The organism is Bordetella genomosp. 1, from assembly GCF_002261335.1.
Taxonomy (GTDB): Bacteria; Pseudomonadota; Gammaproteobacteria; order Burkholderiales; family Burkholderiaceae_B; genus Bordetella.
Map to the genome: position 1 here is coordinate 1,624,239 of NZ_NEVL01000003.1, position 19,784 is coordinate 1,644,022.

General features: G+C 68.9%; 20 protein-coding genes. 2 read left to right on the forward strand and 18 right to left on the reverse strand.

Annotated features, from left to right (window positions below; translation table 11 throughout):
- Nucleotides 1–7: 7 nt before the first annotated feature.
- The 7 genes from CEG14_RS15755 to CEG14_RS15785 form a co-directional block, all read right to left on the reverse strand.
- Nucleotides 8–739, reverse strand: coding sequence for an amino acid ABC transporter ATP-binding protein (locus tag CEG14_RS15755; protein WP_094827254.1), 732 nt, complete (start codon nucleotides 737–739; stop codon nucleotides 8–10).
- Nucleotides 736–1,389, reverse strand: coding sequence for an amino acid ABC transporter permease (locus tag CEG14_RS15760; protein WP_094827255.1), 654 nt, complete (start codon nucleotides 1,387–1,389; stop codon nucleotides 736–738). Before CEG14_RS15760 ends, CEG14_RS15755 begins: the two co-directional genes overlap by 4 nt.
- A 114-nt stretch (nucleotides 1,390–1,503) precedes the next feature.
- On the reverse strand, nucleotides 1,504–2,259 hold the full coding sequence (locus CEG14_RS15765) for an ABC transporter substrate-binding protein (RefSeq protein ID WP_094827256.1): 756 nt from the start codon (nucleotides 2,257–2,259) through the stop codon (nucleotides 1,504–1,506).
- A gap of 106 nt (nucleotides 2,260–2,365) precedes the next feature.
- Nucleotides 2,366–2,992: a cupin domain-containing protein gene (locus tag CEG14_RS15770; protein WP_094827577.1), complete on the reverse strand. Its 627-nt coding sequence runs from the start codon at nucleotides 2,990–2,992 to the stop codon at nucleotides 2,366–2,368.
- A gap of 380 nt (nucleotides 2,993–3,372) precedes the next feature.
- Nucleotides 3,373–3,831 (reverse strand): carboxymuconolactone decarboxylase family protein, encoded by a 459-nt coding sequence (locus tag CEG14_RS15775; RefSeq protein ID WP_094827257.1) that lies wholly within the window; start codon nucleotides 3,829–3,831, stop codon nucleotides 3,373–3,375.
- Nucleotides 3,832–4,251: 420 nt separating this feature from the next.
- Entirely contained in the window at nucleotides 4,252–4,911 is a 660-nt protein-coding gene (locus CEG14_RS15780) for a hypothetical protein (protein WP_094827258.1), read from the reverse strand.
- A 55-nt stretch (nucleotides 4,912–4,966) separates the two neighbouring features.
- Entirely contained in the window at nucleotides 4,967–5,251 is a 285-nt protein-coding gene (locus CEG14_RS15785) for a hypothetical protein (protein WP_094827578.1), read from the reverse strand.
- 453 nt (nucleotides 5,252–5,704) lie between these two features.
- Here CEG14_RS15785 and CEG14_RS15790 point away from each other — a divergent pair, with 453 nt between their 5' ends.
- Nucleotides 5,705–6,094, forward strand: coding sequence for a hypothetical protein (locus CEG14_RS15790; RefSeq protein ID WP_255032380.1), 390 nt, complete (start codon nucleotides 5,705–5,707; stop codon nucleotides 6,092–6,094).
- Nucleotides 6,095–6,241: 147 nt separating this feature from the next.
- On the opposite strand, the gene CEG14_RS15795 is transcribed toward CEG14_RS15790, so the two are convergent.
- The 5 genes from CEG14_RS15795 to rpsP form a co-directional block, all read right to left on the reverse strand.
- Nucleotides 6,242–7,198: a c-type cytochrome gene (locus CEG14_RS15795; RefSeq protein ID WP_179280611.1), complete on the reverse strand. Its 957-nt coding sequence runs from the start codon at nucleotides 7,196–7,198 to the stop codon at nucleotides 6,242–6,244.
- Between the two features lies 1 nt (nucleotide 7,199).
- Nucleotides 7,200–8,558: a c-type cytochrome gene (locus tag CEG14_RS15800; RefSeq protein WP_094827259.1), complete on the reverse strand. Its 1,359-nt coding sequence runs from the start codon at nucleotides 8,556–8,558 to the stop codon at nucleotides 7,200–7,202.
- Between the two features lie 290 nt (nucleotides 8,559–8,848).
- The gene (gene trmD, locus CEG14_RS15805) at nucleotides 8,849–9,673 is read right to left on the reverse strand and encodes a tRNA (guanosine(37)-N1)-methyltransferase TrmD (RefSeq protein WP_094827260.1); all 825 of its coding nucleotides are present in this window, start codon (nucleotides 9,671–9,673) and stop codon (nucleotides 8,849–8,851) included.
- On the reverse strand, nucleotides 9,673–10,299 hold the full coding sequence (gene rimM / locus CEG14_RS15810) for a ribosome maturation factor RimM (RefSeq protein ID WP_094827261.1): 627 nt from the start codon (nucleotides 10,297–10,299) through the stop codon (nucleotides 9,673–9,675). Before rimM ends, trmD begins: the two co-directional genes overlap by 1 nt.
- A gap of 208 nt (nucleotides 10,300–10,507) precedes the next feature.
- Entirely contained in the window at nucleotides 10,508–10,768 is a 261-nt protein-coding gene (gene rpsP / locus CEG14_RS15815; RefSeq protein ID WP_094827262.1) for a 30S ribosomal protein S16, read from the reverse strand.
- 550 nt (nucleotides 10,769–11,318) lie between these two features.
- Between rpsP and CEG14_RS15820 the strand changes: the two genes are divergently transcribed.
- On the forward strand, nucleotides 11,319–11,885 hold the full coding sequence (locus tag CEG14_RS15820; protein WP_094827263.1) for a hypothetical protein: 567 nt from the start codon (nucleotides 11,319–11,321) through the stop codon (nucleotides 11,883–11,885).
- A 202-nt stretch (nucleotides 11,886–12,087) separates the two neighbouring features.
- Here the strand turns inward: CEG14_RS15820 and CEG14_RS15825 are convergent, their stop codons facing one another.
- The 6 genes from CEG14_RS15825 to CEG14_RS15850 all read right to left on the reverse strand — a co-directional run bounded on the left by CEG14_RS15825 (nucleotide 12,088) and on the right by CEG14_RS15850 (nucleotide 19,783).
- Nucleotides 12,088–12,348 carry a sulfurtransferase TusA family protein gene (locus tag CEG14_RS15825; protein ID WP_255032383.1) on the reverse strand — a complete coding sequence of 87 codons (261 nt, stop codon included), beginning with the start codon at nucleotides 12,346–12,348 and terminating at the stop codon, nucleotides 12,088–12,090.
- Nucleotides 12,348–14,969 carry an alanine--tRNA ligase gene (gene alaS, locus CEG14_RS15830; protein WP_094827264.1) on the reverse strand — a complete coding sequence of 874 codons (2,622 nt, stop codon included), beginning with the start codon at nucleotides 14,967–14,969 and terminating at the stop codon, nucleotides 12,348–12,350. Before alaS ends, CEG14_RS15825 begins: the two co-directional genes overlap by 1 nt.
- 138 nt (nucleotides 14,970–15,107) lie before the next feature.
- Nucleotides 15,108–16,175 (reverse strand): hypothetical protein, encoded by a 1,068-nt coding sequence (locus CEG14_RS15835; protein ID WP_143277227.1) that lies wholly within the window; start codon nucleotides 16,173–16,175, stop codon nucleotides 15,108–15,110.
- Nucleotides 16,172–16,831, reverse strand: coding sequence for a pilus assembly FimT family protein (locus tag CEG14_RS15840; RefSeq protein ID WP_255032384.1), 660 nt, complete (start codon nucleotides 16,829–16,831; stop codon nucleotides 16,172–16,174). The genes CEG14_RS15835 and CEG14_RS15840 overlap by 4 nt, the downstream gene beginning before the upstream one ends.
- 37 nt (nucleotides 16,832–16,868) lie before the next feature.
- Nucleotides 16,869–18,014 (reverse strand): hypothetical protein, encoded by a 1,146-nt coding sequence (locus CEG14_RS15845; RefSeq protein WP_094827266.1) that lies wholly within the window; start codon nucleotides 18,012–18,014, stop codon nucleotides 16,869–16,871.
- On the reverse strand, nucleotides 18,011–19,783 hold the full coding sequence (locus CEG14_RS15850; protein WP_256985740.1) for an ATPase, T2SS/T4P/T4SS family: 1,773 nt from the start codon (nucleotides 19,781–19,783) through the stop codon (nucleotides 18,011–18,013). The genes CEG14_RS15845 and CEG14_RS15850 overlap by 4 nt, the downstream gene beginning before the upstream one ends.
- Nucleotide 19,784 lies beyond the last annotated feature (1 nt).

Genomic DNA, 19,784 nt, shown 5'->3' on the forward strand with positions numbered 1-19,784 from the left:
ACACACCTCACATGGGATGCAGCACGCGGTGCAGGAAGTCCTGCGTGCGCGGATGTTGCGGCTGGTTCAGCAGGTCGCGCGCGGCGCCCTGCTCCACCACCACGCCGCCGTCGAAGAACAGCACGCGGTCGGCGACCTCGCGCGCAAAGCTCATTTCGTGCGTCACGACCACCATCGTCATGCCGGCTTCGGCCAGCTTGCGCATGACGCCGAGCACGTCGCCCACGAGCTCGGGATCGAGGGCCGAGGTCGGCTCGTCGAACAGGATCGCCTTGGGCTGCATCGCGAGCGCGCGCGCGATCGCCACGCGCTGCTGCTGGCCGCCCGAGAGCTGCGGCGGATGGGCATCGGCCTTGTCGGCCAGGCCCACGCTGGCGAGCAACTCGCGGCCGCGCTCGAGCGCCTGGGCGCGCGGTTCTTTCTTGACGTAGATCGGCCCCTCGATCACGTTTTCGAGCGCGGTGCGATGCGGGAACAGGTTGAAGCGCTGGAACACCATCGCGACCTGCGTGCGTATCGACACGATGGACGGCGCATCGCAATCGACGCGTTCGCCGTCGATCGAGATCTCGCCCGCGTTGTAGCGCTCCAGGCCGTTGATGCAGCGCAGGATGGTGGACTTGCCCGACCCCGACGGACCGATCACGCACACCACCTCGCCCTTGGCCACCTCCGCGTCGATGCCCTTGAGCACCTCCAGCGGACCGAAGCTCTTGCGTACCCCCTGAAGTCTGATCATCGCGCCGTGCTCCGCTTTTCGAGATGACGCACGAAGAGGATCAACGGCACGCACATCACGAGGTACATCAGCGCCACCAGGCTGAACACGGTGGCGTTCTTGAACGTGGACACCGCGATCAGCTTGCCCTGCAGCGCCAGCTCCGCGACGGTGATGGTGGAGGCCTGCGACGAGTCCTTGAGCATCATGATCATGATGTTGCCGTAGGGCGGCAGCACGATCTTCACCGCCTGCGGCAGCACCACGCGCCGCATGGTCATGCTCCAGCTCATGCCCATCGCCATCGCGGCCTCGATCTGGCCGCGGTCGATGGCCTCGATGCCGGCGCGGAAGTTCTCCGCCTGATAGGCCGAGTAGGCAATCCCCAGGCCGATGATGGCCGCCTGCACGGCGGTGAGCGCGATGCCCATGTCGGGCATCACGAAGTAGATGTAGAACAGCAGCACGATGATGGGGATGCCGCGCAGCAGGTTGATGAGGCCGGCGCTGAACTTGGCCAGCAGCGGAATGCCGGAGACGCGCATCAGCGCCCAGATCAGGCCCAACACGGTGGACAGCGCGAGCGAGCCCAGCGTGACCAGCACCGTGAGCTTGGCGCCCTCGAGCAGGATCGGCAGGTATTCCGCCGCATCGGTGAAGAATTCAGACATGGATCAACCATCCCAGGAAAGCCGGATGCCGCCGCAGCGCATGGCCGCGCGCGTGCCGCCGTCGGCAACGGCGCGCGGGGCCGGCACTGCGCATGAAACGCGAGAGCGGCGGGCTCAGCCCGCCAGGCCCCACTTCTTGAGGATGGTGTCGATGGTGCCGTCGCCCTTGAGCTTGTCGAGCGCCTTGTTGATGCGGTCGAGCAGGGCCGTGTCTTCCTTGCGCGTGGCCAGGCCGAGACTGCCGATCACGGTGGGCTCATACGACTTGGCCATCTTGAGGTTGGGATGGTTGCCCTGGTTGATGATGTAGGCGGCGATCGGGTAGTCCATGAAGCCGCCCTGGATCCGGCCCGCGTTGGCGTCGCGCATCATGTCGGGCGGGTTGTCGTAGAGCTTCACTTCCTTGAAGACGCCACTCTTCTGGATCGGCTCCACGAACGCGGTGCCGACCTGCACGCCGACCGTCATGCCCTTCATGTCGGCAAACGACTTGTAGGCCTTGTCATCCGACTTCAGCACCATCAGCCCCTCGCCGTAGCGATAGACCGGCTGCGAGAAGCTCACCACTTTTTCGCGCGTGGGCGTGATGAACATGGCGGCGGAGATCACGTCGATGCGCTTGGACGTGAGCGAGCCGATCAGCGCGGAGAACGCCATGGGCTCGATCTGCACCTCGAAGCCGGCCTCCTTGCCGACGGCCTTCACGATATCGACCATCACCCCTTCGATGGAGTTGGTTTTGGTGTCCAGGAAGGTGAAGGGGCTGCCGGTGGGCGTGGAGCCGACCTTCACCACCTGCTGGGCCTGGGCCCCCGCCGCCAGGGACAATGCTGCAAACACAGAGACAGCCAGAGTCTTCTTGAATTTCATGACATTTCCTCGTCTTGGCAATGATGCCGGCGGAAAGAAACCTGCCGGCGGCGCGCCGGCTCCCCTTGAGACCGCGCGCCCGATATCGTGTGCTGCACAACTGCCGTCAGTCCGCGTCCCCCGCTGGTGAATGAATGTTGGAAATGGCCCAGATCACCTCGGTGGTCTGGGCGCCGGGATTGCGCCAGCGGCGCGGCGTGCTGCTGGCATAGCAGAAGCTGTCGCCCTCGTTGAGCAGCATCACGCGATCGCCGACCCAGAGCTCGAGCGAACCCTTGACCACCACCCCGATCTGCTCGCCCTGCCCCGTGACGAACAGCTCGTCGCCGGTGGAACCGCCCGGCGCGATGGTGGCACGGCACAGGTCCATCGCACGGCAGGCCGGCGGGGTGTACATCTCTTTGCTGATGCCTTTTTCGCGCAGGTCGATGAAGCGATGCGTGCCGGCCCGCGCGACGCGGCCGTCGTTTTCGGCGGGCGCGTGCTCGGCGTTACGCAGCAAGGTGTTGAGCGACACGTCGAACTCGCGCGCGAGCCCGTGCAGGGCCTTGACCGAGGCCGAGCTCAGGCCGCGCTCGATCTGGCTCAACAGCCCGACCGACATGCCGCACGCGCGCGCCACCTCGGCCAGCGAGCGCTGCTGTTGCTTGCGCAACTGCCGCAACTGCTGCCCCAGCCACAGGTCCACGGCCGACTCGGGCCGGGTGGGAGCGGAAGGCGAGAGGGAATTCACGTTGGCGTTCACGGAATGCCGCGCATCGGCTGGCAGCGATTGAAAATTTCACGGTCCTGGAATTTTCAATACTACGGAGGGAGCGCAAGGCTCAACAACCTAGGACGTTCCCTTCTCGGGCTAACCCGTAGGGGACATATGCAGCCATCGACGCCGCCGTCGTACCGCACCCCTCGTAGCGCTTAGCGATACGACCAAACAAAGGTGTCAGACTGCATTTATCGGATGTGCTGTTTGCAGGGCTTTTCGTACTGCCTGGCGATACGCCTGAACAAAGGTGTCAGACTGCAATTTCCTCCCGTGCCGATCGGCGCGCCAAGCGTAGCGCATATCGATACGCGCAAACAAAGGTGTCAGACTCCAATTTCTGGCGCGCGAATCTATTCCCGCGCCGGCTGGGCGCGCGGCTTCATTCGAAAGCTGATGCCCATGCGGTTGATTGCATTCATGGCCGCAATGGTGAGCGTGAGATCCACCAGTTCCTTCTCGGAAAATGCCTCGGCGGCGGCTGCGTATGCGGCATCGGACGCGTGGGTTTCCGACACCCGCGTGACCTCTTCCGCCCAGGCGAGCGCCGAACGCTCCTGCGCTGAAAACAGATACGAGGCCTCGTGCCAGACCGGGACCAGCACAAGGGTGTCGACGCTCATTCCCGCTTTGATGAGGTCGCGAGTGTGGATGTCGATGCAATGCGCACATCCGTTGATTTGCGACACGCGCAGGAAAACGAGATGAACCAGGCGATCCGGCAGGCCCGTGTTGGTGGTGACGTAATGATGAAGGGCCGTTACGGCTTTCGCTCCCTCGGGCGATATCGCGAACCAGTTTGCGCGTTGCATGACTCAAAGATCCTTTTGACGGTGTGGCGGTCGCCGCGCCTCGGCCTGCGGAACACACTGCACGAAGCAGGTCCCCGCCAAGGGCATCCGGCACCACCCGCATTCTGGAATCCGAGCGCCGCACATGCCAGGGCCAAGAGCTGCAAACACGGCTGGGACATGTTTGCCTCGACGCGCGCAGCGCCCCCCTCCCTCGCACCGCCCTCCCGGAAATGGAGTCAGACTGCAATTTTCGCCCGAGCCCATAAGCGCGCCAGCCGTAGCGCACGCCGATACGCGCAAACAAAGGTGTCAGACTCCAATTTCTGGCGCGCGGTCCGGGGAAGTCTTTCGTACCGCCTGGCGATACGGCTGAACAAAGGTGTCAGACTGCAATTTCGAGCGTGCCTGCGGCGGTTGGAATGCGGTGGCGGTGACGTCTCAACGGCCCAGTGCGGCGATGCGTGCGACCGCTTGCTTGCCGGGCGCTGACACCTGCGGATGCGGATGTTGCGCGCACAACCGGGCGAGGTCTGCGAGCTCGGGGGCTGGGCGTGCGCGGAGCTGCAGGGCCAGCGCTTCGCCGAGATAAAAGTCTTCGTGCAGGGCGATCGCGCGCAGCAGCGGGGTGTCGTGCAAGGCCAGCGACGGCAGCAAGGCGGGGATCGTAGCGTCCACGTTGTCATCGGCGTCTAGCAGCGTCTGCAGCCACGCGGCCAGGCCAGCCTGGTCGGCTGCGAGGGGCGTGAGGGGCGGATGCCGGTCTTCCAGCAATGCGCCCACCGCGCGCGGTTGCAGCGCCTCGTGTTCGAAGGCCGCGAGCGAGTCGTACACCACCCGGCTCGCGCCATCGTGCGCCAGGAAGAATACCGCGCCGGCAAGCGGGCCGGCCGCGACGAACAGGTGATGGTTGCTCGTGTCCATGTCGTCGAGGACCCAGGCTTCCAACACATTCACGAGCGGGTGATAGTCGAACGATTTCGAGCAGGCAACGCTCGCCTCCGCACTGAGCATGCGCTGGCCGGGTACGCCGGCGTCGCACAGGCCCGTGGCGCGTGCGCGGTTGAAGAAGTCGGCGAGCGGGGGCGGCAAGGCGGGCATGGGCGGGAGGCGGCAAAATTCGGCGCCGGGCGCCGGGACACGATGGTGATTGGGTCTACATCTCGGCGTCGCGGATCTCGCGCCCGAGCGCGAGGCTCAGCCGCGCGCAGAGCACCGAGACCCAGCCCGTCCAGAGACCGGGCTCGAGCCGGCCCTGCAGGACCAGCCCGCCCGGCTCCATCGAGGCCGCGACGTGGCGCGGCTCGCCCGGCGAGCCATACCAGGTCGGCTCGTCGGTGGCGGGCAGCCAGCCGTCGAGGCTGCTGAATACGTCGATGACCTTGTCCCACTCGTCGTCGGTGAGGTCGTAGGGCAGGTTCAAGGTAATTGTTTGTTCCATGGGCGACAGCGGCGGCAAGGCGCGAAAAATGGTTGCGCGGCGCATGTATTTTCGTGCATCCGGGCAAGTTCGTCCAAGGCCGGCCCGCCCCCGCGGCGGCGTGGTTGCTGGCGCAACCATCCGCGCCCGGGTGCATCGAGTGATCCCGGGGCCCCCTTTTACGGGAGTCGATCAGACGCGCTCGAATTCGCCCGCTCGACGATACGTTCTGTTGCACCGATCCATAAGCTTATAACGCGCGGCAAGGCATATTGCTTCCCGCTGCGAGCGCAGCATCCTCGCCGCGTGCGTTACGGCGGGGTCGGAGAGGGGTGCGGCGGGCGGCAGTGATGGCTCAGGCATTCTGCGCGGCCGGCCAATCGCCCTCGCATCCCTCTCCGCGGTCCATGCATCAAGCGCGGCCAGCCGTCCGGCCGGCCCGCACCCGATCCCTCATCGCGTTGGAGACCCGACATGCCGATTTTCAAGCACGCTTGCACCGTTGTTTCGCGCAGCCCCAAGGCCGCCCTGCTGGCCGCCGTCCTGACCCTCTGCAGCGGCGCCGCCGTCGCCCAGGCCCCGGGCCAGATGCCTCCCGGCCAGATGCCCAACATCGCCGCGGCCAGCGGCCAGATGCACGCGGCGGCCGAGGCGTGCAATGCCTATACCAAGGCGCAGCTCGATCAGATGAAGCAGCAACAGAAGACCGCGGCCGCGTCGCAGGGCCTGTCGGCGGCCGACTTCGACAAGACCTTCACGCAGTCGTTCGACGCCACCAAGACCCAGCTCGGCGCGCTGAGCTCGGCCGACAAGGAAAAGATGTGCACGCAACTGAAGGCCATGGCGGCCTCCTATCCGAAGTAAGGATTGCGCCCGGCGCGCATGCGCGCCGCACAGCTTCATGCGCCGGCCACGCCGGCGCATTTTTTTTGCCTGGCCGCCGCGGCGCACGCACCCGCGTGACGCCGCCGCGGACGCTTCGGCCGACACTGAGTAACGCGCAGCCGCCGCTCAGTAACGCGCGTCTGCCGGCTTGTTGCCCTTGGGCCAGTCGCGCTCCTTGCCGGGGAAGTCCGGACGCGGCATGTGGGTGAAGTACTCCGCGATGTCGACCGCGTCCTGGTCGGACAGCACGCCGCCCTCGCCCCAATGCCCGCCGGTGTTCACGGCCATCGGCATGTTATTGCGGATGAAGGCCGCGGCCTTGAAGGTGCGCGCCAGGCCTGCGCCGATGTTGAACGATTCGTCGCCCCACAGCGGCGGGAAGACGACGTTGCCGGCGCCGTCGCGCTTGCCCTCGCCGCCGGCGCCGTGACAGGCGGCGCACTGCTTCGCATACAAGGTGGCGCCGCGCGTGCTGTCGGGCTTGAGCTTCGTATCGATCGGCCAGGCATTCTTGATCTGCACCTGCGCGCCCGGCGGCACGTCCTGCGCCAGCCATTTCATGTAGGCGATCATGGCCTGCATCTCGATGCCGTCGCGCGGCAGCGGCTTGCCGTTCATCGAGCGCTGGAAACAGCCGTTGATGCGGTCGGCCAGCGTGACGACGCGGTCGGCGCGCGGGTTGTATTGCGGAAAGGCATTGAAGCTGTTGATGTAGGGCGCGCCCAGCGGCTTCTTGCCCTGCTGGATGTGGCAACTATTGCAGTTCATCGCCGCGCCAGTGTGACCCGGCAGCAGCCGCCGCGTGTCGTTGAGCAGGCGCTGGCCCAGGCGGATCTGCTCCGCGTTGGGCGCCGCGTCGATCAAGGCATCGTCGGGCACCACGTAGTCGGGCAACCGCTTGCCGTCCTTGTCGAGCACCGGATAGCGCAGCACCACGCCCGGGGCGCGCTCGGCGGGCGCCGCCTCGGCCGGTTGCCGGCCCTGCGGCTCGGACGCGGACGGCGGCAGCGCTCCGCTGGCCCATGCACCGAGCGGCAACGCCAGCAGCAACCCGGCCACGCGATATCGCACGCGCTTGTTCATGTCAGTCTCCTTTTTTGTCTTCGGGCCGATTCACGACGACGTGCGGGGCCTTGCCTGCCAGGAACTTGCGCATATGGCCGACTTCCTGCGGCACGATCGGCTCGGCCTGGTTGGTCCAGGCGCCACGGATGAAGCTCACGACGGCGGCGATGTCATCGTCGCTCAAGGTGCGGAACGCGGGCATCGCGAAGGCCATCTCGCCGCGATCGTTGGCGGGCATCGTGCCGCCCTCCAACGTGATCTGGATCAGCGACTGCGGCGACTCGGCGAACACGGCGGAGTTGCCGTCCAGCGCGGGGAACACGCGCGGCATGCCCTTGCCGTCGGCCCGGTGGCAGGCCGCACAGAATTCCATGTAGAGCACGGCGCCGCGGGTCTCGTAGCGCCCGGCCTGCAGGGCTGCGGTGGTGGCGTCGGTCTTGGGCGGGAAGGCGTTGATCCGGCCCGCGGCCGGCGGCAGCTGCTTGAGATAGGCCGCCACGGCGTCGAGATCGGCCTGCGCAAAGTAGCGCGTGCTGTGCGCTACCACGTCGGCCATCGCGCCGAACGCGGCCACCTTGTCGGTACGGCCGGTCTGCAGGAACGCGACGATCTCGGCCTCGCTCCAGGACTGCAGGCCCTGCGCCTCGCCGCGCAGGCTCTTGGCGCGCCAGCCATCGATCACCGCGCCCGACAGGAATGCGTCGCCATCGGCCAGCGACAGCGCCTTTTCCTGGTAGGCCAGCCCGCGCGGCGTGTGACAGGCGCCGCAATGGCCCGGCCCTTCGACCAGGTACGCACCGCGCGCGATGCGCGCATCGGCGCCCTCGGGCGCCACGAATTCGCGCGCCGGCGCGAACAGCCACTGCCACCAGGCCATGGGCCAGCGCATGTTCAGCGGCCAGGGGATGGTGGCCGCCGCGTTGGCCTGCGCCACCGGCGCCACGCCGCCCTTGAAGTAGGCGTACAAGGCCTGCATGTCGGCCTCGGGCATGATGGCGTAGGAGGTGTAGGGCATGGCCGGATAGAGCGGCGTGCCGTCCCGCCGCACGCCGGCCTGCACCGCGTTGCGGAAGTCGGCGTAGCGATAGGTGCCGATGCCGGTCGCGGGGTCGGGCGTGATGTTGGTGGAATAGATCGCGCCCACGGGCGTTTCCATCGCCAGCCCGCCGGCGAACGGCCGGCCGCCTGGCGCGGTGTGACAGGCGATGCAATCGGCGGTGCGCGCGATATAGGCGCCCCGGGCGATCATGGCCTCGTCATCGATCTGCGGCTCGACGGCGGCAACGCGGCGCGTCTCGCTGAGCCAATGCGCGCCGCCCACGGCGCCGGTGAATGCCAGCGCAAGGCCGGCGGCAACAACCCACAGTCTCTTTCCCATACCCCTGACTCCGAGGCACTGGATCCTTCCACCGCAGGGATTGCGGCGTTTCCAGCTTATGGGTGCAACACTAAATGCTTTCAGGTTATGAGTTCATTGCCGGCAGCAATATATCCGGCAGCCGCTTGACCTGAATCAACCGGCGCGGCGCGGCGAGACGGCGCGTGTCGCGCCGCCGGCACAAAGTTGCGTCCGCAACGATGTGCGGGCGCGTCGGTCGAACCGCGTGCGCACGCCCGAAAACACGGGCGCGCACCGGATGCAGGATGGGAGAGCGGCGCGCTGCCGGCTCAGGACGCGTCGGGCGGCGTGGGCTTGCCGCGGCGGCGCTTGCGCGGTGCGGGGGGCGGCGGCAGGCCCTGCAGTTCGGCCAGCCGCACTTCGTCGGCATGGTCGAGCCATCCCTGGGCCCGCGCGCGCTCGATCAGCTCGGGACGGCGCGCGAGCGTGAGGCGCAAGGACTGGTCGCGGCGCCAGCGCGCGATGAGCGCGTGGTTGCCGGTCTTGAGCTCGGCCGGCACGGCCACGCCCTCATAGACCTCGGGGCGCGTGTAGTGCGGGCTGTCGAGCAGGCCCGACAAGGTGTCGTTGAACGAATCCTGCAGGGCGGAATCGCCGTCGTTGAGCACGCCGGGCAAGAGACGCACCGCGGCGTCGATCACGGCCAGGGCCGCGATCTCGCCGCCCGACAACACGAAGTCGCCCAGCGAAATTTCGCAGGTCACGCAGCGGTCGATGAAGCGCTGGTCCAGGCCTTCGTAGCGGCCGCAGATGAGGATGAGGCCGGTGCCGGCAGCCACCTGTTCGGCGGCCGCCTGATCGTAGCGACGGCCCACCGGCGCGAGCAGCGCCACCGGCGCGCGTGGCAGGCCGGCAGCCGCGCGCGCGGCCTGGGCCGCCTCGACGGCGGCCTCGAGCGGCGCGGCCATCATCACCATGCCGGGCCCGCCCCCGTAGGGTCGGTCGTCGACGGTGCGATGGACATCGGAGGTGAAATCGCGCGGATTCCAGGTGTGCAGCGACCAGATCTTCTGGCCATGGGCACGCCCGGTGACGCCCTGGTCCCGCACGACGGCGAAGGTCTCGGGGAACAGGGTGATGACGTCGAAACGCATCAATCGTCTTCCAGCGGCCAGTCGCTGTCGATGCGGCGCGCAGCCAGATCGACGTGCTGGATATGGGCGCGCACGAACGGCACCAGGACTTCGGCCGGGCGACCCTTGGCATCGAGCACGGGCTCGATGGGGGCGTCGGGCGAGGCCTGGCGCTGGCGATGCACCTGGAGAATGGCGTGGGCGCCGTTATCGAAGACCTCGTCGACCACGCCGATGAGCGTGGCGGTGCCGGGCGCGTCGGTATAGAGCGCGCAGCCGATCAGGTCGACCCAGTAGTATTCGTCGTCGCCGGCCGCAGGAAATGCGCTGCGCGGGACCGAGACCACGTAGCCACGCATGGCTTCGGCCTGATCACGATCAGCCACCCCGTCGAGCTGGGCCACGACGGTGCCACCATGGGCACGCGACTGCAGCACCTTGCTTGCGACAGGTACGGACGCGACAGCGCCCCGGGCCGCTTGCGGCGCGGGGCGAGTCAACCACCACTGAGACGCGGCGCGCAACACATCGGCCTGTGCCGAGTGCGGCTGCACCTTTACCCAACCTTTGACACCGTAGGCCGCAGTGATGCGACCCAGTTCGACCAGATCTTCGGGCGCCGCATTGGAGCGGGCGGCATCAGACATGGGTCGTGTGCAAAATATGTGGTCGGTAGGGTTCGCAGGGACTGCGAACCAGGCTCACGGCGGAGAGGTTGGCGCCAGACCGGGTTGCGGGGCATGCAAGCATGCCCGCGTCAGGTCGGGGGCGGGAGTTCGGTTGAGCACCCGGAGTGATCCGGGAACGCACCTGCCCGCACCTCATCCGCCCGCGAGGGGCCGGAAAAGGCCTGCCTCAGGCAGCGGCCGAAACCTTGGCCGAGTAGTCCTTGACCAGGCGCTCGACGGCGGGCGACAGTTGCGCGCCGTTGTCGGTCCAGTACTTGACGCGGTCCAGCGCGATGCGCAGGTTTTCCGTGCCTTCGGAGCCGACCGGGTTGTAGAAACCCACGCGCTCGACGAAACGGCCGTCGCGACGGTTACGCGAATCGGTCGCAACCAGGTTGTAGAACGGACGCTTCTTGGAGCCGCCACGGGCCAGACGAATCACCACCATAGGTAATCCCTTGAATTAGTTGTGAAAAACGGGAAATTCTAGCACCCAATCCAGCACCATGGCAAATGGCTTGCCACTTTTCCACCGAGAAATGCCTACAGTGTTGTGCCGTTGCCCGGTTGTGGCGTTGCCGCCGCCCAAATAACGATGGGCACTGCCGGTTTCGCGCCGTATGCTCTGACACGGTGGCGGCCGGGCAATCGGGGCCGGAGCTGACCGGCCGACAGAATCGGACCGGTTACCTGACGACGATGCCGACACTGCAGGATTCCGGGGGTTTCCCGTGTAGATCCGGCTGATCTTGCACATGCTTTCGCAAAATCAGGCAACGCCGCCGCCATCGGCAAGACGTAAGCATACACCGTCACGGCCTCGCGCCGCATCCAGAAAGGAGTGTGTCATGTCACTGCACGTCGATTCTCACGTCGCGCGCGCCCGCGCCGCGACTTCCCGCCCGCCCCGGCACGCCCGTATCGGCACGGCTGCGCCGCCCCCGTCATCCCCGCAATCCCGTGCCCTGCCCCGCGGCCTGCGCCGCACGCTGGCCGCGATGAGCCTGGCCGCGCTGCTGGCCGCGCCGCTCCTGTCGTACACGGCCCCGGCCGAGGCGCGGGTGGTGCAGGCGGCGCTGGTGGAGGCGCAGGGCGAAGTCACCGCGGTGGACGCGGCTTCCCGCACCCTGAGCGTGCGGCGCGCCGATGGCCAGGTGGTGCCGCTGCAGGTGGGGCCGAAGGTGCGCAACTTCGATCGCATCAAGGCGGGCGACGTGGTGCGGCTGCAGTACTACGAATCGGTCGATATCGCGGTGCGGCCGAAGGGGTCGGGCGCGCCCGAGGTGGTGTCGGCCACGGCCTCGCAACAGGCGCCCGCCGGGCAGATGCCGGCCGGCGCCGAGGGCCGCGCGACGACGCTGACCGCCGTGGTGTGGCACATCAGCCAGAAGACGGATTCGGTGATCCTGCAGGGGCCGGACGGGGCGCGCCAGACGTTCGTGCTGCGCGATCCGGCCGCCCGCGAGCGGCTGCGCACGCTCAAGGAAGGCGACCTGGTGGACTTCACGGTGACGCGCGCGGTGGCGGGCTCCGTCATCGCGCCGGCCAAGACGGGCCGGCGCTGAAACGACCCATGAAAGACGGGCCGCAGGCGCGGCCCGAAGGGCCGGCGCCTGGATGAAGGACGCGGCGTGCATCGCCATGTAAAAAAACCCCCGGAGGTCGGATCGGTGTCCAACTTCCGGGGGCCTGTACCGATTGAGGATGCGCTGCGCGGGCGACGAGCCGGATGCGGCGCTCCGATATCCGGCGCGCCGCGCGGCAGGCTCAACGCCGGCGCAGATAGTGATGCGCGCGATCGGCCTCGGCGGTCTGCGCCACCAGCACGTTGCCGGTCTGGTTGGCGAAGGCCTGGAAATCCTTGCCGGCCTTGGGATCGGTCGTGATGACGTGCAGCACCTGGCCGCTCTCCATCTGCGCCAGGGCCTTCTTGGCACGCAGGATGGGTAGCGGGCAGCTCAGGCCGCTCGCGTCCACTTCCTGCGCGAAGGCAGGCGCCTCGCCCGCCATGTCGAGAGGCTCGCTCATCAGAGGCGCTCTTCGACCCACTTCTGCACGCCGGCAACCGCGCCGGGCAAGGCGCCCACGTCGGTGCCGCCGCCCATGGCCATGTCGGGACGGCCGCCGCCCTTGCCGCCCACCTGCGCGGCGACGAAGCCGACCAGGTCGCCGGCCTTGACGCGACCGGTCAGGTCGGCGGTGACGCCGCCCACGACGCTGATCTTGCCTTCGGCGCCGGTGGCCAGCAGGACGATGCCCGACTTGAGCTTGTCCTTCAGGTTGTCGACCATGCCGCGCAGCGCCTTGGGATCGACGTCATTGATGGTGGCGGCCAGGACCTTGACGCCCTTGATCTCGACGGTGGCGCGATCGGCCAGGTCGTTGCCGGCGCTGGCGGCGAGCTTGCTGCGCGCCTGCTCCAGGTCTTTCTCGAGGGCCTTGATCTGGTCCTGCACCTGCACGATGCGCTCGGGCAGGTCATTGACCGTGCTGCGCAGCGCGCCGGCGGCGCGGGTGAGCAGCGCGTTCTGCTCGCGCACCCAACGCACGGCGTTGTCGCCGGTGATGGCCTCGACGCGACGCACGCCGGCAGCGACGCCGCCTTCGGAGACGATCTTGAACAGGCCGATGTCGCCGGTGCGGCTCACGTGCGTGCCGCCGCACAGTTCGCGCGAGAAGCCGATGTCGAGCACGCGCACGGTGTCGCCGTATTTCTCGCCGAACAGCGCCATGGCGCCGCCCTTGACCGCGTCGTCGTAGGCCATGACCTGCGCGTTGGTCGCGTGGTTGGACAGCACTTCGGCGTTGACGATGTCTTCGACGCGCGCGATCTGGTCGGCGGTCATGGGGGCATCGTGGGCGAAGTCGAAACGGGTCTTGTCGGGATCGACCAGCGAGCCGCGCTGCTGCACATGCGAGCCAAGCACGTCGCGCAGGGCCTTGTGCATCAGGTGGGTGGCCGAGTGGTTGCGCACGGTGCGCGCACGGCGCACCCCATCGACGCGCGCCAGCAGCTTGTCGCCCACCTTCAGCACGCCGGATTCGAGCTTGCCGTGGTGGCCGAACACGCCGGCCTGGATCTTGAGCGTATCGCCCACCGCGAAGCGCACGCCATCGGCCTCGAGCAGACCGGTGTCGCCCACCTGGCCGCCGGATTCGGCGTAGAACGGCGTGGCGTCGAGCACGACGACGGCCTGCTGGCCGGCGGCGACCTGTTGCACCTGGGTGCCGTCGACGTAGATGGCGGTGACTTCGACGCCGCTCAGCTCGAGCTGCTCATAGCCTTCGAAACGGGTCTGCGCGCCTTCGTAGCTCAGGCCTTCGGCCATCTTGAACTTGCCGGCCGCGCGGGCCTGGTCACGCTGGCGGTCCATGGCAGACTCGAAGCCGGCCATGTCGACTTCGACTTCGCGTTCGCGGCAGATGTCGGCAGTCAGGTCGACCGGGAAACCGTAGGTGTCGTAGAGCGTGAACAGCGTGTTGCCGTCGAGCACGCCGCCGGCCGGCACGTTGGCCAGCGCGACGTCGAGAATCTTCATGCCGTGCTCGAGCGTTTCGCCGAAGCGCTCTTCTTCCTGCTTGAGCACCTGGGCCACGCGCTCGGCGATGTTCGCCAGCTCGGGATAGGCTTCGCCCATCTCGGCGACGAGATCGGGCACCAGGCGGTGGAAGAAGGGTTTGGTCTGACCCAGCTTGTAGCCGTGACGCAGCGCGCGGCGCACGATGCGGCGCAGCACGTAGCCGCGGCCTTCGTTGCTCGGGATCACGCCGTCGACGATCAGGAACGAGCAGGCGCGGATGTGATCGGCGATGACCTTGAGCGAGTTGTCGTTCAGGTCCTGCGTGCCGGTCTCGCGGCCCGCGGCGGCGATCAGCTTCTGGAACAGGTCGATTTCGTAGTTGGAGTGCACGTGCTGCAGCACGGCGGCGATGCGCTCCAGGCCCATGCCGGTGTCGACGCAGGGCTTGGGCAGGCGCGTCATGTTGCCGGCCGCATCGCGCTCGAACTGCATGAACACGAGGTTCCAGATTTCGATGTAGCGGTCGCCGTCTTCTTCGGGCGATCCCGGGGGGCCGCCCCAGATGTCGGGACCGTGGTCGAAGAAGATCTCGGTACACGGGCCACACGGACCGGTGTCGCCCATCTGCCAGAAGTTGTCGGAAGCGTAGCGGCTGCCCTTGTTGTCGCCGATGCGGATGATGCGCTCGGTAGGCACGCCGACTTCCTTGGCCCAGATGTCGTAGGCCTCGTCGTCTTCCTGGTAGACCGTGACCCAGAGCTTCTCGGCCGGCAGCTTGTAGACCGTGGTCAGGAGCTCCCAGGCGTAGAAGATGGCCTCACGCTTGAAGTAGTCGCCGAAGCTGAAGTTGCCCAGCATCTCGAAGAACGTGTGGTGACGCGCGGTGTAGCCGACGTTTTCGAGGTCGTTGTGCTTGCCACCGGCGCGCACGCTGCGCTGCGACGACGTGGCACGGTTGTACGAACGCGATTCCTTGCCGGTGAACACGTCCTTGAACTGCACCATCCCGGAGTTGGTGAACAGCAGCGTGGGGTCGTTGCCCGGCACCAGCGAGGACGACGGAACGATCGTGTGGCCCTTGGACTGGAAGAATTGCAGGAACTTCTGGCGAATCTCGGAGGATTTCATCGTGGATGAATCGGGATTTAGGCGAATTTTTGATTATAGAGGCAAGGCGCAGGGAAGCCAGCCGGGCTGCCGGGGGGACGTCCCCGGCATTCGGGCGCCCGCCCTCCTCTGTAGGACGTTTACCCAGCGCCGCGCCCTTCAGGGGGCGTAACAGATGTAGCCCCAGCCGCCGCCCGCCGAATTGGCCACCATCAGCGGCCGGTAGCCCGACGGGCAGGAGCATTGACTGGTGTAAGGATTGCGGGTCTGGGCGCCCTGGCTGCGCGAGCAGCCGTGGTCGACGCTGACGAAGTAGGCGCCGCCGAAACGCGACCGACCCTCCGCGGCGTGCCAGACGGCGCCCCGGCACACCAGCACCTCGCCCTGCGCGCCGCTCGCCAGCGCGCCCAGCGGTGCCCGGCAGGTGCTGCCTTCGCGGGCAAAACGCGCCGGGCTGAGGTAGGTGCCGGCGCTCACCGGGCCGCCCGCCTGCAGCGGGCCCGCCACGCTGAGCGCGCCGCGCAACTGCGGGTCGCGGCTGTCGTGGACCCAGACGTAACGGGGGTCGGGCGCGCCGGCCGCACCCGGCGCGTGGCCGGTCCAGGCCAGCACGGTGCCGGGCGCCTCGCGCGCGGCAGCCACGGCGGCCAGCGCAGCCACGCCCGCCGCACGGCCCAGCAGGCGGCCGCTGCCGGGCTCGACCCAGGCGCCGTGCCCCTCGAGCTGCGCCAGCAAGGGCGCCACGGCCACGAGGTCGAGCGGACGCGCGCGCCCACCGGAGACGGGGCGGTCGGAGGTCGCCACGCCGTCGAGCCGGCAACCGGTGCCCGGGCAGCCCGTGCCCGCGACGCGCAGGCGCACGCCAAAGCCCAGCGGGGCCCGCTCCGGAAAGCCCTGGGGCAACAGGCCCGCGCGCCGCAGCTCCGCCAGGGAGGGCCGTTGCGGGTCTGTGTAACGCGGCGCGCCCTGCCCGTCGCGCGGCGGGTCGCCGCCCGCCCAGGCGGCCTGATCCTGCGCCAGCGCCGCGCCCAGGGCGTCGAGCACCTCGTGCAGCCACACCCCGCTCGCCCGCGCCGACGCGTCGAGCGCCTCGCGCGCCAGACGGTCGGCCACCCCGAGCGCGACCAGCACGGCGAGCAACGCGGCGATCGAGAATTCCAGCAGCGCGAAGCCGACCATGCGCGGCCCGCCGGGAAGGCGCCGGACGACGCGCGGGCGGGCGCTCATCGGAAGGTGAACACGAAGCGGTTGTGGTCGCCCGGCGCGCACGATTCCATGGCCTTGAGGCCATCGAAGGCGACGGCCGGCGTCTTGGTGTCGTCTTTGAGGGTAACGGCGGCGCCCTTGCCCTGCAGCGTGACCTGGGCGGCGAGCGACTGCAGCACGGTCGCCAGCCCCGGGCAGGCGGCATCGTGGACGTCGGAGAAGCTGAGCTGGTAGCCACTGCCAGCCTCGCCGCCGGGCAACGCCACCGGCACTGCCGTGATGCGACCGCTCTGGCCGAGCCCATGCTGCAGGATCGGCGCATCGGTATCGCCGTCCTGCACCGACACCAGCGTGGAGCCCTGCAGCGCGCGGGCGAGCGCGACGTTGCTCATCGATGCGTAGGGCGCGGGCCCCATGGTCCAGCCCTGCCCCTGCGTGCGCGCCACGAAGCGCTGGATTTCCTCGGCCAGGCGCGGCACCCGATGCTCGATGACGTAGCCGCGGATGGAGGGGATGCCGAACACGGCGACCAGCATCAGGATGGCAGCGACGATGGACACTTCGACCAGCGACAGCCCGGCCTGGCGTGCCAGCGTCAGGCGACGCGCGGCTCGGGTGCGGCGCCGCGGCGGGCGGACGGTGGACGGGCGGGATGTGGAGGCGAGGCAGGTAGTCATGGAGGGTCTCCGGGATAACGCCGCGGCTGGCGCGGCCTCAATAACTGGCATAGACCTGCACCAACGCGCGGCGTAGCTCGTCGATGACCTGGTAATGCCACAGCACCAGCGCGACCATCATCCCGGCCACGCTCAGCAACACGCCCCATCGCAACGCGCCGGCCTGGCGCGCTACGCTGGGCAGCAGATGGGATTCGACACGGGCCCGGGCCTGGCGCAGCGCCGGCTCCAGGCCGTGCGCCAGCGCCATGTCGCTCAGGAACCATCCCATGCGGCGATCGAACAGGCCGGTGTCGAAGGTGCTTGCACCGACCTCGCCGCGCTCGATGCGCGCGAGCATGGCGTCGATGTGCCAGCCCAGCCAAGGCCGCGCATAGGGACGCTGCGCCAACAGCGCCGTGCGCAGCCGCGTATCGAGATGACCGCGCTGCTGCAGCAGCACCTCGAGCAGGGTCAGGAAGCGCGTGGCCTGCAGATCGCGGTAGAGCCGCCATGGCCCTATGCCATCGAGCCCGCGGCGCCAGCGATGCGTGAGGTTCGGAAAGGCGGCAAGCCAGGCCCAGAGCGCGGCCAGCAGCAGGCCGAGCAGCAAGGGCCCGTAGCGCACCACCACGTCGGCCAACCCGAACAGCAGCCGCGAGGAGGCGCCGAAGTAGGTGGGCGGAATGGCGGAGAAGGTGCGCAACAGCTGCGGCGCGGTGTAGTGCCCGACGGCGGCGAGCGTGCAGAGCAGAACGAGCAGTGCGATGGCGGCCGCCGCCAGCGTGGCGCCGGCCTCGTGCCGTGCCCGCTGCATCAGCGCACACACGCGCGCCAGATTGGACAGCGCCTGTGTCAGCGCGAACGCACCGGCCGGCTGGGCGGCCCCAACCACCATGCATTCTTCGACGGGCAGCGTGCCGCCCCAGACCGCGGCCAGGTCGCCCGCGTGTGCGTCGCATGCCGCCGCCCAGTGTGCCGACAGCCGGCCCCGCACGGTGGCGGCGCCGTGCCGCAACGCATCGCGCACGAAGACGTCGCGCAGCGTGTGCCTGCCCTCGGCCGCCTCGAGCAAGGCGGCGAGATAGGCGTAGTAGTCGGCGCGCAGGGCACGAAATCGCCAGGCGTCGGTGCGCAGGCGCAGCCAGGCGAGGCGGTCAGCCAGCCACAGGCGCCAACGGGAGAGATGCAGGGCCTGGCTCATGGGCTTGCCTGCCCGAGCGCGGCGCCGGGCCGGCGCCGGGCGGCCGCCGGGAGGTCGCGAAGCCGGGCGAGGCGCCATGAGCGCCACAGCGCATCGATGCCGCCCGCCTGGTCAGCGAACCAGGCCGGATCGATGTCGCCGCGCGCGATGCGCGCCAGCGCCGCCCCCGCGAGTGGAAGCGGATGGACGCCGCCGCTGCCGTGCGCCAGGCCCTCGCCGCCGCACACATCGGCCACGACGATACGACCGCGGTAGCCCCACAGCGCGGCCGGGCGCCCCGGGGCGCAGCGATCGCAGCCTTGCGGATTGCGCCGGCGCACCCGCCGCACGCGCGAGGGATGATGCCGTCGGCACCAACGCCACAGCGTCAGCCAGGCGCGCCCCGCGTGCGTGGGATGCCACGGCAGGGCGCACGCCCGGCACAGTCGCGGCGCCAGCGCCTGACACACCAGCAGCTTGAGCACGCCCGGCGCGGCCAACAGATCGGCCGACACGCCGATGAAATCGCTCGACAGCCGATCGGCGATCGCGTGCAGCGCGCCGGCGTGCGTGCTGGTGTAGACATTGATGCCGGCGCTGGCCATGTCGGCAAAGGCGCGGCCCGTTTCGTGGTCGCGCACCTCGCCCAGATAGAAGTCGTGCAGCGCGCAGCGCTTGAGGGTCTTCAGCTTGGTGTCGAAGGGGTGGCGCGCCGCGTCATCGCGCGGCGCGGGCGCGAGCTCGCGCACCACGGTGTTCTGAAGCGCGCCCGGAATCGGCGTTTCGACGGGATCTTCGAGGGTGATGAGCTTGCGGGTGTCGGGCAACGCGGCCAGCATGGCGGCGAGCGTGGTGGACTTTCCGGCGCCGACCTGCCCCGCCACCACGACGGCGCCGCCATCGATGCGGCAGGCCTGGCGGATCTGCCGATACTGCGCGGGCAGAAAGCCCAGCCGGCGCAGCCGGGGCAGACGGTCCGGCGCCTGCCGGATCACGCGCAGGCACACGGCCGGACCGGCATCGGTGGCGAGCGATGCCCAGCGCAGCAACACCGACTCTCCGGCCACGTCGCAGCGCAGCTGGCCCTGCTGCTCGCTGGCGGGATCGAACACCGCGCCGTTGCCGCCGCGCACGTCCATCCAGACCACCGCCAACATGTCGTGCAGCATCCGTGCCGGCAATTGCGGCAGCGTGGGCACCGTCACGTACAGGCCGTCGATGGTGCAGCGGATCTCGCCCGCATCGGCACCGTGGCGGACGCGCAGATGGATGTCGCTGGCATTCAGGCGCAGCGCCTGCGCGACGATGTCGCGAAACAGCATGAGCAAGGAGGAGCTGCCGGCCTGGGCCGGCGCGTCGGCCTCGTGGCCAGCAGGGGCGCGCGGGTCGCGTGCCACGGCATCCTGCCCGGCGGCGCCACGCGCGAGGGTCAGCAGCAGCGCCGCCGTGGCCGGCGTGCGTGCGGGCCGGGCCAGCGTGTAGCCGCGTGCGGCGAGCAGGCGCTCCACTTCATCGGCGGCGTCGCTGCAGGCGTATTCGGGCAGCACGAGCAAGGCGGCCAGGCCATCGTCGAGCAGGATCGGGCACAGCGTGGCCTGCAGGCCGGCCAGGTCGAACTCCACGTGAAGGCTGCGCAGGAAGGTCGGGCGGGCGAGCCGCAGGTCGGCAAGGCTGCGGCAAGGCACGGTGTCGAGCGCGGACGCCGCCCCGGGCGCGGCCGGTACGGGTCGGCCCGGCGCGCTGCGGGCACCGGCCTGCGAGCCCGCGAAGGCGATCGGCATCGAGGCCATG

Bases quoted from the DNA above. Each gene is read 5' to 3' on its own strand.
- CEG14_RS15820 (WP_094827263.1), top strand. From the start codon at position 11,319: ATGAGCCTGGCCGCGCTGCTGGCCGCGCCGCTCCTGTCGTACACGGCC.
- CEG14_RS15790 (WP_255032380.1), top strand. From the start codon at position 5,705: ATGCCGATTTTCAAGCACGCTTGCACCGTTGTTTCGCGCAGCCCCAAG.
- CEG14_RS15765 (WP_094827256.1), bottom strand. From the start codon at position 2,259: ATGAAATTCAAGAAGACTCTGGCTGTCTCTGTGTTTGCAGCATTGTCC.
- trmD (WP_094827260.1), bottom strand. From the start codon at position 9,673: ATGCGTTTCGACGTCATCACCCTGTTCCCCGAGACCTTCGCCGTCGTG.
- CEG14_RS15795 (WP_179280611.1), bottom strand. From the start codon at position 7,198: ATGAACAAGCGCGTGCGATATCGCGTGGCCGGGTTGCTGCTGGCGTTG.
- CEG14_RS15780 (WP_094827258.1), bottom strand. From the start codon at position 4,911: ATGCCCGCCTTGCCGCCCCCGCTCGCCGACTTCTTCAACCGCGCACGC.
- CEG14_RS15800 (WP_094827259.1), bottom strand. From the start codon at position 8,558: ATGGGAAAGAGACTGTGGGTTGTTGCCGCCGGCCTTGCGCTGGCATTC.
- rpsP (WP_094827262.1), bottom strand. From the start codon at position 10,768: ATGGTGGTGATTCGTCTGGCCCGTGGCGGCTCCAAGAAGCGTCCGTTC.
- CEG14_RS15755 (WP_094827254.1), bottom strand. From the start codon at position 739: ATGATCAGACTTCAGGGGGTACGCAAGAGCTTCGGTCCGCTGGAGGTG.
- CEG14_RS15785 (WP_094827578.1), bottom strand. From the start codon at position 5,251: ATGGAACAAACAATTACCTTGAACCTGCCCTACGACCTCACCGACGAC.
- CEG14_RS15850 (WP_256985740.1), bottom strand. From the start codon at position 19,783: ATGGCCTCGATGCCGATCGCCTTCGCGGGCTCGCAGGCCGGTGCCCGC.
- alaS (WP_094827264.1), bottom strand. From the start codon at position 14,969: ATGAAATCCTCCGAGATTCGCCAGAAGTTCCTGCAATTCTTCCAGTCC.
- CEG14_RS15845 (WP_094827266.1), bottom strand. From the start codon at position 18,014: ATGAGCCAGGCCCTGCATCTCTCCCGTTGGCGCCTGTGGCTGGCTGAC.
- CEG14_RS15760 (WP_094827255.1), bottom strand. From the start codon at position 1,389: ATGTCTGAATTCTTCACCGATGCGGCGGAATACCTGCCGATCCTGCTC.
- CEG14_RS15775 (WP_094827257.1), bottom strand. From the start codon at position 3,831: ATGCAACGCGCAAACTGGTTCGCGATATCGCCCGAGGGAGCGAAAGCC.
- CEG14_RS15840 (WP_255032384.1), bottom strand. From the start codon at position 16,831: ATGACTACCTGCCTCGCCTCCACATCCCGCCCGTCCACCGTCCGCCCG.
- CEG14_RS15825 (WP_255032383.1), bottom strand. From the start codon at position 12,348: ATGAGCGAGCCTCTCGACATGGCGGGCGAGGCGCCTGCCTTCGCGCAG.
- CEG14_RS15835 (WP_143277227.1), bottom strand. From the start codon at position 16,175: ATGAGCGCCCGCCCGCGCGTCGTCCGGCGCCTTCCCGGCGGGCCGCGC.
- rimM (WP_094827261.1), bottom strand. From the start codon at position 10,299: ATGTCTGATGCCGCCCGCTCCAATGCGGCGCCCGAAGATCTGGTCGAA.